This window comes from Cohnella faecalis, from assembly GCF_003570905.1.
GTDB classification, from domain to species: domain Bacteria; phylum Bacillota; class Bacilli; order Paenibacillales; family Paenibacillaceae; genus Cohnella; species Cohnella faecalis.
On the sequence record NZ_QXJM01000027.1, the window covers coordinates 143,707 to 157,814 of the forward strand.

15 protein-coding genes are annotated in these 14,108 nt (G+C 52.9%); 14 read left to right on the top strand and 1 reads right to left on the bottom strand.

Annotated features, from left to right (window positions below):
• Positions 1 to 170 precede the first annotated feature (170 nt).
• From ftsA to D3H35_RS06535, 4 genes are all read left to right on the top strand, one after another.
• A complete protein-coding gene (gene ftsA, locus D3H35_RS06520; RefSeq protein WP_119148305.1) occupies positions 171 to 1,415 on the top strand; it encodes a cell division protein FtsA in 1,245 nt (414 codons plus the stop codon).
• 48 nt (positions 1,416 to 1,463) lie between these two features.
• Positions 1,464 to 2,597, top strand: a complete 1,134-nt coding sequence (gene ftsZ, locus D3H35_RS06525) for a cell division protein FtsZ (protein WP_119148306.1) — start codon at positions 1,464 to 1,466, stop codon at positions 2,595 to 2,597.
• A gap of 121 nt (positions 2,598 to 2,718) precedes the next feature.
• Positions 2,719 to 3,132 carry a hypothetical protein gene (locus tag D3H35_RS06530; protein ID WP_119148307.1) on the top strand — a complete coding sequence of 138 codons (414 nt, stop codon included), beginning with the start codon at positions 2,719 to 2,721 and terminating at the stop codon, positions 3,130 to 3,132.
• A 281-nt stretch (positions 3,133 to 3,413) separates the two neighbouring features.
• Positions 3,414 to 4,721 carry an HD-GYP domain-containing protein gene (locus tag D3H35_RS06535; protein WP_119148308.1) on the top strand — a complete coding sequence of 436 codons (1,308 nt, stop codon included), beginning with the start codon at positions 3,414 to 3,416 and terminating at the stop codon, positions 4,719 to 4,721.
• 65 nt (positions 4,722 to 4,786) lie between these two features.
• On the opposite strand, the gene D3H35_RS06540 is transcribed toward D3H35_RS06535, so the two are convergent.
• The gene (locus D3H35_RS06540) at positions 4,787 to 7,693 is read right to left on the bottom strand and encodes an Ig-like domain-containing protein (protein ID WP_119148309.1); all 2,907 of its coding nucleotides are present in this window, start codon (positions 7,691 to 7,693) and stop codon (positions 4,787 to 4,789) included.
• Positions 7,694 to 7,927: 234 nt separating this feature from the next.
• On the opposite strand from D3H35_RS06540, the gene D3H35_RS06545 reads away from it, so the two are divergent.
• The 10 genes from D3H35_RS06545 (at position 7,928) to D3H35_RS06590 (ending at position 14,086) form a co-directional block, all read left to right on the top strand.
• Positions 7,928 to 8,689, top strand: coding sequence for a sigma-E processing peptidase SpoIIGA (locus D3H35_RS06545; RefSeq protein WP_158593977.1), 762 nt, complete (start codon positions 7,928 to 7,930; stop codon positions 8,687 to 8,689).
• Entirely contained in the window at positions 8,650 to 8,892 is a 243-nt protein-coding gene (locus D3H35_RS33420; protein WP_158593978.1) for a sigma-E processing peptidase SpoIIGA, read from the top strand. Before D3H35_RS06545 ends, D3H35_RS33420 begins: the two co-directional genes overlap by 40 nt.
• A gap of 16 nt (positions 8,893 to 8,908) precedes the next feature.
• Positions 8,909 to 9,631 carry an RNA polymerase sporulation sigma factor SigE gene (gene sigE, locus D3H35_RS06555; RefSeq protein ID WP_119148312.1) on the top strand — a complete coding sequence of 241 codons (723 nt, stop codon included), beginning with the start codon at positions 8,909 to 8,911 and terminating at the stop codon, positions 9,629 to 9,631.
• Between the two features lie 89 nt (positions 9,632 to 9,720).
• On the top strand, positions 9,721 to 10,503 hold the full coding sequence (gene sigG / locus D3H35_RS06560) for an RNA polymerase sporulation sigma factor SigG (RefSeq protein ID WP_119148313.1): 783 nt from the start codon (positions 9,721 to 9,723) through the stop codon (positions 10,501 to 10,503).
• Between the two features lie 154 nt (positions 10,504 to 10,657).
• On the top strand, positions 10,658 to 10,939 hold the full coding sequence (locus tag D3H35_RS06565) for a YlmC/YmxH family sporulation protein (RefSeq protein ID WP_119148521.1): 282 nt from the start codon (positions 10,658 to 10,660) through the stop codon (positions 10,937 to 10,939).
• A gap of 71 nt (positions 10,940 to 11,010) precedes the next feature.
• Positions 11,011 to 11,817: a peptidoglycan editing factor PgeF gene (pgeF, locus tag D3H35_RS06570; protein WP_119148314.1), complete on the top strand. Its 807-nt coding sequence runs from the start codon at positions 11,011 to 11,013 to the stop codon at positions 11,815 to 11,817.
• Positions 11,818 to 11,831: 14 nt separating this feature from the next.
• Positions 11,832 to 12,515: a YggS family pyridoxal phosphate-dependent enzyme gene (locus D3H35_RS06575; RefSeq protein ID WP_233567790.1), complete on the top strand. Its 684-nt coding sequence runs from the start codon at positions 11,832 to 11,834 to the stop codon at positions 12,513 to 12,515.
• 44 nt (positions 12,516 to 12,559) lie between these two features.
• Positions 12,560 to 13,006 (top strand): cell division protein SepF, encoded by a 447-nt coding sequence (locus D3H35_RS06580; RefSeq protein WP_119148315.1) that lies wholly within the window; start codon positions 12,560 to 12,562, stop codon positions 13,004 to 13,006.
• Positions 13,007 to 13,014: 8 nt separating this feature from the next.
• Positions 13,015 to 13,284, top strand: a complete 270-nt coding sequence (locus D3H35_RS06585) for a YggT family protein (protein ID WP_119148523.1) — start codon at positions 13,015 to 13,017, stop codon at positions 13,282 to 13,284.
• A 16-nt stretch (positions 13,285 to 13,300) separates the two neighbouring features.
• Positions 13,301 to 14,086, top strand: coding sequence for a YlmH family RNA-binding protein (locus D3H35_RS06590; protein WP_119148316.1), 786 nt, complete (start codon positions 13,301 to 13,303; stop codon positions 14,084 to 14,086).
• Positions 14,087 to 14,108: the final 22 nt, after the last annotated feature.

A 14,108-nucleotide genomic window follows, 5' to 3' on the forward strand; every position in this document is an offset into this window, starting at 1 on the left:
AATTTCATTTATGGGCTTATTAGGGAAGCTGGAATGAGCGCTGCCCGCGCTATTGACGAATGACCAAAAATTTTGTTGAAAAAGAGGGAAAACCTCGTGGACGTGGAATATGTAGAGGAAGCAATCCCATATCGCAGCCATTTTCATCGATTTACGGGAGGTGCCACCGGTTGAGCAGCAATGACCTCATCGTCAGCCTGGATATCGGAACGTCGAAGATCCGGGTGATCATAGGGGAAGTCAGCAACGGGGCCATTAACATCATTGGCGTCGGTTCCGCGGATTCCGAAGGAATTCGCAAGGGCGCCATCGTAGATATTGATCAAACCGTGCAGTCTATCCGAAGCGCCATCGACCACGCCGAGCGTATGGTCGGTATCAGCATAGGCGAAGTATACGTCGGCATTGCCGGCAATCATATCGCCCTGCAAACGAATCATGGAGTCGTAGCCGTTTCCAACGAGGACAGGGAAATCGGCGAGGAAGACATTGAGCGTGTTCTTCAAGCCGCGCGCGTCGTCGCGCTGCCTCCGGAGCGGGAAATTATCGGGCTTTTGCCAAAGCAATTTCTGGTGGACGGGCTGGCGGACATTCAAGATCCGCGCGGCATGATCGGCGTTCGGCTCGAAGTCGAATGCACTATCATTACCGGCACGAAAGCCGCCGTACATAATTTAATGCGTTGCGTCGAGAAAGCCGGCCTGCGTATTTCGGGCATTGTGTTGATGTCTCTTGCATCCGGCATGATGGCGCTCACCAAGGACGAGAAGCAGATGGGGACCGTCCTTGCGGATATCGGAGCAGGCTCGACGACGATCGCCGTGTTCGAAGGCGGCAGTCTCGCGGCGGTGTCCACGCTGCCGATCGGCGGCGATTATGTGACGAGCGACATTTGCTATGGCCTCAAGACGCAGACGGAGCATGCCGAGAAGATCAAGCTGAAGTACGGCTGCGCTCGGATCGACGATGCGGCGGACGACCAGAAATTCAAGGTAATGCGGGTCGGCAGCAATGTGGAGAAGGAATTTTCCCAGCTTGATCTGGCGAACATCATTGAGCCGCGCATGCAGGAGATCTTCCAGATGATCCGTCAGGAAGTGAAACGTCTCGGCTATCATGAAAAAATCAACGGCTACGTGCTGACGGGCGGATCGGTGTCCATGCCGAGCGTGCTCCCGCTTGCCCAGTCGGAGCTGGAATCGAACGTAAGAATCGCGGTGCCGGATTATATAGGCGTGAGGGATCCGTCCTTCAGCAGCGGCGTAGGCATGATTCAGTACGTGACGAAGTATGTCCGTACCCGAGGAGCCGTTGCGGCCAAGCGGGCGCCTAAGACGAAGGCCGCCTCTGGCGGCGGAGCTTCGAAGCCGGGAATCGTCGAATGGTTCAAGAACATGTTCAAAGAGTTCATATAAGCCGCCGCTTATGGAAGATTCAAGCGAAGCGAGGAGGAGTTTGGTTATATGTTAGAGTTTGATATGGAAATGGAACCGCTCGCGAAAATCAAAGTCATCGGTGTCGGCGGCGGCGGCAGCAATGCGGTAAATCGAATGATCGAGAACGGCGTCAAGAACGTCGAGTTCATTACGGTTAATACGGATGCTCAAGCTTTGCAGCTGACGAAATCGGAGCAAAAGCTGCAAATCGGCGACAAGCTGACGCGCGGTCTCGGCGCAGGCGCCAACCCGGATGTCGGCAAGAAAGCTGCCGAAGAGTCCCGCGAATTTATTACCAATGCGCTTAAAGGCTCGGATATGGTATTCGTCACCGCCGGCATGGGCGGCGGTACCGGTACGGGCGCAGCGCCCGTTATCGCGGAGCTTGCCAAGGAAAGCGGAGCGCTGACGGTCGGTGTCGTTACTCGTCCGTTCACGTTCGAAGGCCGCAAGCGTTTCTCGCAAGCCGAGATCGGCATAGAAGCGCTGAAGGAAAAGGTCGACACGCTGATCGTCATTCCGAACGATCGCTTGCTCGAAATCGTTGACAAGAAGACGCCGATGCTCGAAGCGTTTCGCATCGCTGACAACGTTCTTCGCGAAGCGGTGCAAGGTATTTCCGACTTGATCGCGGTTCCCGGACTTATCAACTTGGACTTCGCGGACGTCAAGACGATTATGACGGAGCGGGGATCCGCTCTTATGGGAATCGGGATGGCTACCGGCGAGAACCGCGCTTCCGACGCGGCGCGCAAAGCGATCCACAGCCCACTGTTGGAGACGTCGATTGACGGAGCTCGCGGCGTCATTATGAACATTACCGGAGGCTCTAATCTTTCGCTCTACGAAGTGAACGAGGCTGCGGAAATCGTTATCGCCGCTTGCGATCCGGAAGTAAACATGATTTTCGGCGCCATCATCGACGACGATTTGAAAGAAGAGATCAAAGTGACGGTTATCGCAACCGGGTTCGAGCACAAGACGACTTCGAGACGCCCGGCCGCTCCGGCAGCCCCGGCTACGACCGCGAGTCCGAATCCGGAGGCGGCTTCTGAAGTTCGTTCGGCCGGCAACTTGCGTCCGTTCGGAAGCCAGAACCTGTCGAGCGACCAGCTGGACATTCCTGCGTTTCTGCGCAACCGTCCGAGAAACGATCGTTAATATTCGCATCATATCGCATTTGAGGGGTGTCCTTCTGCAGATTTGCTTCTGCTGTGGACGCCTTTTCTATTGGGTATGTTAAAAAAAGATGGAACCTAAACCAAATATTTGGAGGGGCTTTATGAGAAAGTTCATATTCGTAACGCTTTTAAGCCTATTCTTGTTGAGTGCATGTTCATCTCAAAAGAAGTATTCTTCAGTAATTGAAGCAATTAAGTCTGAAGGAATCAATATCACTCAAATGGAGTCATCAATGGAAGTTGAACTCGATGGGATCAAGTCTCTTAGTTATAATTTCGATAACAATGAAATCATACGTGTTTATGACTTTGGATCGAAAGAAAAGCGAGAGCTTGGAAATAAACATTTTCAAGAACATCAACAGATTCTCAGTTCTCATGCCCCAATCGTTTATCAGACAAGTAGTTATTTAGTTCTTTATTACAGCAATGCTAATTTAACAACTGCAACTCCAAAGTTGACCGAAACGAAATATGGAGAAAGAATTCAAAAAGCAATAAACAGCATAGAATAGCGTCACTTTTCAGGTAGCCGCTGGCTGCCTATTTTTATGGAGTAAATACAAACGTTGAAGTCGGGGAGACGATCAATCGTTGGAGACAACTCATCCTAGAGTCGGAACGGATGTTTGAGCAGCGCCTCAATGGCAGCATACCCCGATGTGATTATTTAGCCGATCTTAAAGGGGATTTTCTCGCTGTTGTCGAATAAAGGTGAAAACGATTCCAGTCTGGGAGGTGTGCCCATGTCCAGCCCTATCGTTCTTTTACGTTTAGGCTAGCAGCATTCCTCGTAATGTTCGGCGTCATATTGACGCTGTCCGCGTACCTCCTCGTTACAAGACAGATCGTCGATGAGACGGGTGCGGTTACGCAAAGCGCCGTCGACAAGCATTTTGCCGTTCTTCCGCAGCTTCAGCGGTTGTTCACCGATGCGTCTGTCAGCCAGGAAGCGCCGTTCAACCGCGATGCAACGGAGGGACATAACCACGAAGAAGCTTCGCCCGCAACAGATGAAGGCAATCTTCCTCACAATCAGTTGGAGTCGATCATTCGAATGCACTTCGACTTGTACAACATTCAAGATGTCGTTATTTACGACCTGTTCGGACGCGTCCTGTTCAGCTACGATGACAGTCGGTTGAACGGGCAACTGACGCAAGGGGATAGACTGCCATTCAAAAAAGCGATTGAAGACGGGCAAAGAAGCGCTTCCGATCAGCGGGGCATTCTTCACTTGTGGATACCGATTCAAGATTCGGAGGGCCGAACGGTTGGCGCATTGGAAGCTTTACGCGATATATCGGATCGAAAGTCGGACAGCCTCGGCTTGATCGCCCTGCTTGCGCTTCTTTCGCTGGCGGGAATGCTTGTTTTGTTTTTTGCACTGAGGCAGCTGTTTATCCGCTCGTCGCGTACGATCGATAGTCAAAATCGCGAGTTAAGCGAAATGGTAGAACGAATTCGCAGGACATACGACGAATCGCTTCAGGCTCTCAGCAGCGCCCTTGACAGCCGGGACAACGAGACGCGGGGGCATTCACAGCGAGTTACCGCGTATGCCTGGATGCTGGGTAAGCAGCTGGGGCTTGACGAAGAGCGGATGGAGTGGCTTATTCGCGGAGCGCTTCTGCACGATGTCGGCAAAATCGGCATACCCGATGCGATTTTGCTGAAGAACGGACCGCTTACGGAGGAAGAATGGGTCGTCATGAAAGGGCATGTATCGCAAGGCGTCCAGATGCTTCGATCGATTGAATTTCTTGGGCCATCCTTGGATGTCGTCGGCTATCACCACGAGAGGTGGGACGGGCATGGGTATCCGAACGGCCTTCAAGGTGAGCAGATTCCGTTGGCTGCCCGTATTTTTTCCGTGTGCGATACGTATGACGCCATGACGTCGGATCGTCCGTACCGGGCCGCCTGCACCCACGAGGAGGCGATTCTAGAGCTGCAGAAAAACAGCGGCACGCAATTCAGTCCCGCAATCGTCGATGCCTTCCTTCAGATCTCTCAGGAGAAGCTGGACAGCGTTCGCGATTTATCGAAGCATCAATCTCTTCCGTTTCCGTTGACCAGTCGTGATTTGTCTCAGGTCGGATAAGCGATCGTTAGCCCATGTAAAAAGGGATGGCAGAAATTTCTGCTCATCCCTTTTTTGTCGTTCCGTTAAGTGACAGTCACGGTACAGGTCGCTATAAAGCCCCCGTCATCGGTAGTAACCGTAATCGTTGCCGTTCCCGCTCCGACAGGGGTAACGGCTCCTTTATCGTCTACGGTCGCGACGCTGTCGTCGCTGCTAGTCCATTGGACTGTTTTCAATGCGGTATTGGTTGGCGCAATAACAGCTTTCAAGACGACAGCTTTGCCGCCCGATTTGATTTTTAACGTCGTAACGCTCAATTTTACTCCAGATGCCTTCGGTAACACTTTTACGGTGTATTTGGCGGTCTTTGAACCATCTTGAACCGATTTGACCGTAATGGTTGCCGTACCGGGCGAGACCGCTTCAAGACGGCCGTCGGCATCCACGGTGACCACAGCGAGATTACTGCTCGTGTAGGTTACCGCCGTTACCGTCGCATATCCGGGATTGATTGAGACCGTCTGGGCGGAATAGCTATCGCCAATAGTCAAAGTAACGGCCGACGTCCCGACTTTGACCGAATCCACGGCTACGATGACGGTTATGGCGGCGGAAGCCGTAAAGCTCCCGTCATCTGTCGTCGCGGTTATGGTCGCGCTGCCTTCCTTCAACGGGGTGACGATTCCCGTAGAGCTGACAGAAGCAACGGAAGCGTCGCTGCTTGTCCACTTAACCGTTTTTACGGTCGCTTTGGCGGGTGCGATCGTCGATTTTAGAGCAAGCGTTTTTTTGCCGACGGAGAGCGTAGCCGAGCTTGTGTTCAAGGTGATGCCGGATACGTTCACGGGAACCGTGACGGTAGCTTTCGCAAACTTCTTCGAATCCTGCTTCGATGTTGCGGTTACGGTCGCGGTGCCTGGAGCGATCGCATGAACGTTGCCATCTGCGTCTACGGTAGCGACCGATGTGTTGCTGCTAGTCCACGTAACATCTTTGTCCGAAGCGTCGCCCGGGTTAATTGAAGCCGTGAGCTTTTCGTCCGGATAGCCGACTTTGACGGTTAGCTTGCTCTTATCGAGCGTAACCTTAGTGACCGCAATAATCACTTTGACGTTGACGGTTGCCTTGAACCCGCCATCGTATGTAGCAGCCGTTACGGTAGCCGAGCCTTCCGCTACGGGAGAGACAAGCCCCGTCTTCGACACGGTAGCGATCGAGGTGTCGCTGCTCGTCCAGATGATAGATTTGTCCGCAGCTTTCAAAGGTGCGATTGTCGCTTTAACAGTTACGCCCTTGCTGCCGACGGCAAGCGTGAGATCGGATTTGTCCAGCGAAACGCCGGATACGTTAATCGGAACGGTGACCGTCGTTTTCGACGTTTTGGCTCCGTCTTTCGTAGTCGCAGTTATCGTTGCGGTGCCGGGAGCGACGGCGTGAACGATGCCGTCGGCGTCAACCGTGGCGATTGACGTATTGCTGCTAGTCCAGGTAACGATTTTGTCCGAGGCGTCGACAGGCAGCACGTTAGCGACGAGCGTTTGATCCGGACCACCCGCTTTTACGGTTAACGATTTCGCACTCAACGTTACTCCCGTTACTCCTTTTTTAACCGTTACGGTCGCCGTTGCCGTTTTGCCTCCATCAACCGTCGTAGCCGTTATCGTTGCGGTACCGGGGCCAATCGCTTTGACGACGCCTCCGGCAACGGTAGCTACAGAAGTATCGCTGCTGCTCCATGTCACCGATTTGGTGCTGGCGTTGGCCGGGGCGACGGTAGCGAGCAACGTCGATGAAATAAGCGGTCCGGTGCCACCGATTTTCAAATCGAGCGCATTTTTCGATAACGCTACGGATTGAACGGGGATCGGAATGTTGTAAGTGAATTTGAGATTAAGCACGATGTCTGTCGAAGAGGTTGTTCTTGTATAACTGCTGTATGAATAGGAATAGGAAGTGATGTTGCTCGTTCCCTTCATGACGGCAGTAACGTCGGCGGCCAAGGCAGCCTTGTTCGTGTATCTGATTTTTATGCCTTCCTCTTGATTTTGGATCGCTTGCTGAACGAATGCCGACAGCTCGGCTTGATTCGAGGCGGTAAGCTCCGCTTTCGAATATTCAAAGCCCAATGCGTCGTAGATGCCTTGGTAAATCGAAGCGTTCGACGGGTCGTCGGCTATTTTGGCCGTTAACGTTTGGTCGAATTCGCTGTTCGCAGCCGGATAGTCGGCGCGTTCCCACGTATGGTCCTGAGAGATTTGGTCATCCGTCAAATTGTAATAATCGTAGATGACGCGCCCCGTCACGTCTGGAAGCGGATCGTCCCAAGTCGTGTCGAAATGGTACCATTTGCCGTCAAGCTTGACGAGATTCCACGTATGCAGCTCTCCTCCGGCTTTTCCTTCGACGATCCGGTTCTCGATGCCCGCATCGGTAAGCATGCGGAAGGCTAAAAGCGCGTAGCCTTGACAAACCGTTTTGTAAGGGGATGTAAGGCCCGCGTAAGCGGAATGCTGTTTTTTCGTCGTATCGTAGGCTAAGTTAAGCTCAATCCAATCGTGTATCGCTTTTTGCTTCTGAAAATCGTTCATGCCTTCGGTCAATATCGTGTTCAAGGTTTGCTGCACCGTATTCTTTACGTAGTCTGCCTGCGCCTTTGACTCCCAATAAGTGAAGTTGAATTTAACGGTTGTTGCACCGCTTGTTCCGCTGGCGCTAAAAGAGTACGTTTTTGTGCTGTAGTGCAAATAATCGTCGGCCTCGAACACCTCTTGAATCAAGGAGGATATAGCCGCGCTCGTCAGCCCGCTCCCTGAATAGTCGACAGAATAAGTGGCCGGCCTCTCATGCATGGCCGTGTCCACCTTCGACTGCAATTCCTCCAGCGTGCCGGCCGTATCGTTCGCGGCGTAAGCGGTTCCCCCTGCGAGGGCAATGAACGCCGCCGCAAACCCGATGGATGCCATCCATTTGGCCTTCTTCATTAGATTCATAGTATCACTCTCCTACTTATTATTATCGGTAGCGGTATTGCCAATTGATAGAATAAAATGCGGTTATTCTTTGCACAGCGAACAAAAAAAGCCCGCGCCGCTCGACAAAAAAACCGCGGCAAGGGCGGCACGATTAGACAGACTCCGAATATAAAAGCGATTATACTGGGTTCATCCATCCCGGCCTGGCGCCGTCGGCGGCTTGCAAGGCCGGTAAAGGGTGGAGGTGTAGAGTTGGTCGTCTATGTGGATATCGTGTTTTTCAACAACCTGGCGATTGACGGAACGGTTTTATTAACGACGGCGAAAGTATTGCGACTGCGGCCCTCCAAGCTTCGGTTATTTGGGTCGGCCGTTGTGGGAGGTGCGTATGCCGCCGCCATGTTCCTGGCGGACGTCCCCTATCTGTATTCGTTCGCTGCCAAGGTGGCCGTTTCTCTGCTAATGGTGCTGCTCGCTTTCGGATATGGAGGCCCGCTTCGAATGGCGCGTCATTTCGGAGCGTTTTATACCGTCAATTTCGCGACGCTCGGCGGAGTCGTCGGTCTCTCGTTTTTATTCCGATCGTCCAGAAGCCCATGGGAGGGAATGTCGTTTACTTCGGATGGCGGATTGCTGCTCAATTGGAAAGCCATGCAGCTCGCGATGCTGGTCTGCTCTATCGCAATGTCGGTCTGGCTCTTTCGCAAAACCGGAGAAAGCCGCAGCAAGCGCGAGACTTTGGCTACGCTGCTGTGGGACGTGAGCGTCCGAGTGGACGACGAGGCATGGACCGTTCGCGCTCTGCTGGATACGGGCAACCGTTTGTACGATCCGTTGACACGTATTCCGGTCATGATCATGGAAGCATCGGTATGGAAGGAGCTGCTTCCCGAGGGCTGGGGAGAGAGGCTCAAGGGAGAGTCGGCGGATCGGCTTATCGCGGAAATGAACGACAAGCCCACCGAACCGTTCGCATGGGCCATCGGCTGCGCCTCGTTCCTTATCGGGCAGTGAATGGCAACACCCGCATGATGCTTGCGATAAAGCCGGATATGATCGAGCTCGCGCGGGAGGGAGAGCCCCCCAGCCGAGTAACGCGCGTTCTGATTGGTTTGGATGGAGGAACGCTGTCTTCGGACGGAACGTACCGCGCTATTCTGCATCCCGATTTTGCTCTATCCGGCGAACCGTCGCCGGCCCCATCCCAGCCTGCGTGACAGGAGGTTTGCATTAATGCTCGTGAAATGGAAGCTGATGACCCAATTATCGCTCTATCGCCTGCTGTTCTGGTTAGGGTGGAAGAGCGAGGAAGTGTATTACATCGGAGGGAGCGAAGCGCTGCCTCCGCCGTTGTCCAGGGAAGAAGAGGAGTATTTGCTGGAGAGGCTGTCGACGGGTGATGCGGCCATCCGAGCCATGCTTATTGAACGGAATCTTCGGCTCGTCGTTTATATCGCGCGCAAATTCGAAAACACAGGCATTCATATTGAAGATCTCGTCTCCATCGGAGCGATCGGACTGATCAAAGCCGTCAATACGTTTGACCCCGAGAAAAAGATTAAGCTTGCCACTTACGCCTCAAGGTGCATCGAGAACGAAATTCTCATGTATTTGCGGCGCAACAGCAAAACCCGCACGGAAGTTTCCTTCGACGAACCGCTTAACATCGATTGGGACGGCAACGAGCTGCTGCTATCGGACGTGCTCGGAACCGAGAACGATACGATTTACCGCAATATCGAGGAGCAAGTGGACAGAAAGCTGCTTCACAAAGCTTTGGATAAGCTGAGCGACCGCGAGCGCACGATCATGGAGCTTCGCTTCGGGCTTGCTGACGGCGAAGAAAAAACGCAAAAAGACGTTGCCGATCTGCTCGGCATATCGCAGTCTTATATTTCGCGGCTGGAGAAGCGCATTATCAAACGTCTGCGCAAGGAGTTCAACAAGATGGTGTGACGATTGCTCCGTAAAAGCTTTCCGATGGAATAAAAACCCCCTCTCAGGAGATACTTTACATTAACGCTGCTCCCCGGGAGGAAACTGCCTTGACCCGCAACAAAGTGGAGATTTGTGGAGTGGACACCTCTAAGCTGCCTGTCCTCACCAATGCCGAAATGAGGGAATTGTTTCTCGCTCTGCAAACTCGTGGCGAATTGGAAGCACGAGAAAAACTGGTCAACGGCAATTTGAGGCTTGTGCTGAGCGTCATTCAGCGGTTCAATAACCGCGGCGAATTTGTGGACGACCTGTTCCAGGTCGGTTGTATTGGCCTTATGAAGGCGATCGATAATTTCGATCTCGGTCAGAATGTCAGATTTTCGACTTACGCAGTGCCCATGATTATCGGGGAAATTCGCCGGTACCTGCGCGACAACAATCCGATTCGCGTCTCTCGGAGCTTGCGCGACATTGCGTACAAAGCGCTGCAAATCCGGGATCAACTGACGAATCAGCATTCGCGCGAGCCGACGATACTGGAAATTTCGGAAGTGCTTAACGTTCCCAAGGAAGATATCGTGTTCGCACTCGATGCGATTCAGGACCCGGTATCGCTGTTCGAGCCGATTTATCACGACGGCGGAGATCCGATCTACGTGATGGATCAGATTAGCGACGATCGGAACAAGGATATTCAATGGATCGAGGAAATCGCTCTTCGCGAGGCGATGAGAAAGCTTAACGACCGCGAAAAAATGATTCTGTCGATGCGGTTTTTCGAAGGCAAGACGCAGATGGAAGTGGCCGACGAAATCGGCATCTCGCAAGCGCAGGTTTCCAGGCTCGAAAAATCGGCCATTCAGCAAATGCAAAAGCACGTCAAGACTTAAGCTTTTGCCGCAGCATGCAAGGATTTGCGCATACGCCGCCCGGACGCTACGTCCGGCGGCGCTTTTTTCGTTTTCGGAAAGCTTCTCCTTTTCAGGACATTTTTACGGACTCGTTCATATATTTGAATTAGGCGTTAGCGGGGGAGTGGACGAAGTGAAAATATCCGATTTCCAAACAAAGGACGTCATCAATATTGTAGATGGAAAAAAATTGGGGCAAATAAGCGATCTGGAGCTGGATTTGCGGCAAGGCCGTATCGATTCTATCGTAGTCCCGACTTCGGCAAGATTTTTTGGAATGTTCGGCGGAGGGACGGACGTCGTAATCCCTTGGAGAAATATCGTAAAAATCGGAGCGGATGTCGTTCTCGTGCGTCTGGACGATGCGAGAGCTTACCGTAATGAAGAAGGAGAGGCAACTTCCGCCGGCCGTTAACAGGAAGCTCCGGCGGTCTTTCGGTTCGGAGCTCCGCTGTGGTAAACTGAGGGGACGAAAGGTGTGAACTTATGGAACCGTTTCAACCGGCGGACGGAAGCGATCTTTCGCCCTTGTTGGTACTGGAGTCTTGGAGCGGGCCCGATTTCGAAGGCGTCACGGCCGGCTTTACGACCAGACATGCCGCCAACACCGCGCTTCATGTCGGCGATAACCCGCTTGATGTCGTTCGAAGCCGACTGGATGTCGCGGATAGTCTGGGCTGGGATTTTTCCTCTTGGACTTGCGCCGAGCAGGTGCACGGCGTTCGTGTACATCACGTGCAATCAGGAGACGTCGGGCGCGGAAGAGAAAGCCGCGAGTCCGCGATTCCGGAAGCCGATGCGCTGATTACGAACGAATCCAACGTTTTGCTTGCCATGTATTTCGCGGATTGCGTTCCTTTATATTTTTACGATCCGACGACCGGCGCTCTCGGATTGGCTCATGCTGGCTGGAAAGGGACGGTCGCCGACATCGCGGCTCATACTGTTCGACGACTTCAGGAAACATTCGGCGTCGAGCCGGCGCAATTGTACGCCGCGATCGGGCCTTCGATCGGCGAATGCTGCTATGAAGTGGACGAGGCGGTTCTGAGCCATATTCGTCCTCTCGCGGCTGAAGCGGGAGCAAATGACGTACTTTATGGAGAATCGGGCGGTCGGGCGCGTATTGACTTGAAACAAATGAACAGGCATCTTATGATAAAAGCAGGAATTTTGCCGAGCCGCATCGAAATATCAAAGTGGTGTACCGGTTGCCGGACGGATTTGTTTTTTTCCCATCGAGCGGAAAAAGGGCATACCGGGCGGATGATGAGCTGGCTAGGCAGGAAATAGAGGTGAAAGGCTGCGTGACAACGCTGACGGAACGTCTGGCGGACGTGGAAAAACGGCTGCAAGACGCTTGCCTGCGGAGCGGAAGACGGCGCGAGGACGTGAATGTTATCGCCGTCACGAAGTATGTCTCCGTAGAGACGGCTCAAGGGGCCGTTGAGGCGGGAATCCGCCATCTAGGGGAAAATCGCTGGCCGGATTCGAAAGACAAATGGGAAGCTTTGAATGGACAAGCCGCCTTTCATTTTATCGGTTCGCTGCAATCGAAGAAAGCGAAAGACGTTGTGGGCCGATTTGCTGTTATCCATTCGCTAGATCGGCTTTCGCTGGCTGAAGCGGTTCAGCAAAAAGCCGCGCTGCTGGGCATAGAAGTTCCTTGCTTTATTCAAGTTAACGTGTCCGGCGAGGATTCGAAGCATGGGTTAACGCCGGAAGAGGTCGTTCCATTCGCTGAAGGTCTTGCTGCCTATCCGTTAGTCAAGCCGATTGGCTTGATGACGATGGCTCCTCACGAGACCGACCCGGAAGCGACAAGATACGTTTTCCGCGGGTTGAGGGAGCTTCGGGACAAGCTGAACGACGGAATTTTCCGGGATCGACCGCTTACGGAGCTGTCGATGGGGATGTCGAACGATTTCGAGGTCGCGGTAGAAGAAGGGGCGACTTGGGTTCGTTTGGGAACCGTGCTGGTAGGGCAATAAAATATAGAGGACACGATGGCCGAGTGCCCTTAGGAGGGATTTGAATGGGCGTGATGAACAAGTTTCTGAACTATTTGGGTCTTCAAGAAGAGGAAGTGCACGAGCGCGAACGTCCTGAAGCTCAAGAAGAACAAGAAAATGAAACTTCTCCGTTCGAAATGCGTAAAAACGGAACGAAGAGCAATGTGGTCAGTATCCATTCGCAGAAGAGCGCCCGAGTCGTCTTGACCGAACCGCGCACTTACGACGAGGCCCAGGAAATTGCGGATCAGCTTAAATCCAGGCGTTCGGTTGTCGTTAACTTGCAACGAATTCGGCGCGAGCAAGCGATACGGATAGTTGATTTTCTTAGCGGTACCGTTTATGCGCTCGGAGGTCACATTTCCAAAGTAGGGCCGGATATTTTCCTCTGCACGCCGGACTCTGTCGAAGTGTCGGGTACGATTACGGAAATGATGGCGGAGGACGCTGATTACCCGAAAACGAGGTGAATAACAGCTTGGCAGACATCGCAAGTTTTATCTATCTGATTGAGAGCATTTACTTCTACATGATTTTGATTTATGTCCTGATGTCGTGGCTTCCCAGCGTTCGTGAGAGCTTCGTTGGGGAATTTCTCGGCAAAGCGGTGGAGCCATACTTAAAGCCGTTCAGACGATTAATTCCTCCTATTGGAGGAATGCTGGACATTTCGCCGATCGTTGCGCTGATCGCCTTGAAGTTCGTAGCTTCCGGGCTAGTGGCCGTATTCGATTTCTTCATCGATTAGAGAGGAACGGCAACATATGTCTCATCGCGAAATTTACGAGCACTTCCATCCGGATGAAAAATCATTCGTGGACCGCGCCTGGGAATGGGTCGAACGGGCCGCCGAACGTCATGAGACGCGGCGGACCGATTTTCTCGATCCGCGTCAGGCGTTTATTTTGTTTACATTGGCGAACCGGCATCCCGATGCGGCTGTTCGACTGGATGGGGGCGGTTCCGCCGCGGAGCGCAAACGCGCGATTATCGCTCCCGACTATAAACCGTTGGAAGACGAGGAGATGGGAATTGCCGTTCTTCGAATATCTTCCGACGACAAGAAGATCGCCGAATTGGATCATGGCGATTATTTGGGAGCGCTGCTTGGCCTCGGAATCAAACGGGATAAAATCGGAGATTTGCATGTTCACGAAGACGGCTGCGATGCGCTGATCGCCGAAGAAATCGCCGATTTCCTAATCGGTCATATGAAGCAAGCGCATCGCGTCGATGTGACGGTATCGCTGCTCCCTCTTGAAGAATTGCGGGAGAGCGAGACGGAGCTTCAAGAAAGCACATTGTCCGTAGCGTCGCTGCGGTTGGACGGCATTGCAAGTGACGTCTTTCGGTTAAGCCGAGCGAAGATTTTGGCCCCGATCAAAGCTGGGCGATGCCGGGTTAATTGGAAGTCGGAGGAAGATCCTTCCGCATCTCTTCGGGCAGGCGATGTCGTCTCCATGAAAGGATTCGGCCGCTTTAAGGTGATCGAAGTGGAAGGAATGTCGAAGAGTGGCAGAATCCGCGTGAGAATCGGTAAATTTGTGTAAGCTTGCGGAAGGATTTCCGCGG

Excerpts from the sequence above, each read along its gene's own strand:
- D3H35_RS06530 (WP_119148307.1), top strand. The coding sequence starts at position 2,719 with ATGAGAAAGTTCATATTCGTAACGCTTTTAAGCCTATTCTTGTTGAGT.
- pgeF (WP_119148314.1), top strand. The coding sequence starts at position 11,011 with ATGGAACCGTTTCAACCGGCGGACGGAAGCGATCTTTCGCCCTTGTTG.
- ftsZ (WP_119148306.1), top strand. The coding sequence starts at position 1,464 with ATGTTAGAGTTTGATATGGAAATGGAACCGCTCGCGAAAATCAAAGTC.
- D3H35_RS06580 (WP_119148315.1), top strand. The coding sequence starts at position 12,560 with ATGGGCGTGATGAACAAGTTTCTGAACTATTTGGGTCTTCAAGAAGAG.
- D3H35_RS06590 (WP_119148316.1), top strand. The coding sequence starts at position 13,301 with ATGTCTCATCGCGAAATTTACGAGCACTTCCATCCGGATGAAAAATCA.
- D3H35_RS33420 (WP_158593978.1), top strand. The coding sequence starts at position 8,650 with ATGGGCCATCGGCTGCGCCTCGTTCCTTATCGGGCAGTGAATGGCAAC.
- D3H35_RS06535 (WP_119148308.1), top strand. The coding sequence starts at position 3,414 with ATGTTCGGCGTCATATTGACGCTGTCCGCGTACCTCCTCGTTACAAGA.
- D3H35_RS06540 (WP_119148309.1), bottom strand. The coding sequence starts at position 7,693 with ATGAATCTAATGAAGAAGGCCAAATGGATGGCATCCATCGGGTTTGCG.
- sigE (WP_119148312.1), top strand. The coding sequence starts at position 8,909 with ATGCTCGTGAAATGGAAGCTGATGACCCAATTATCGCTCTATCGCCTG.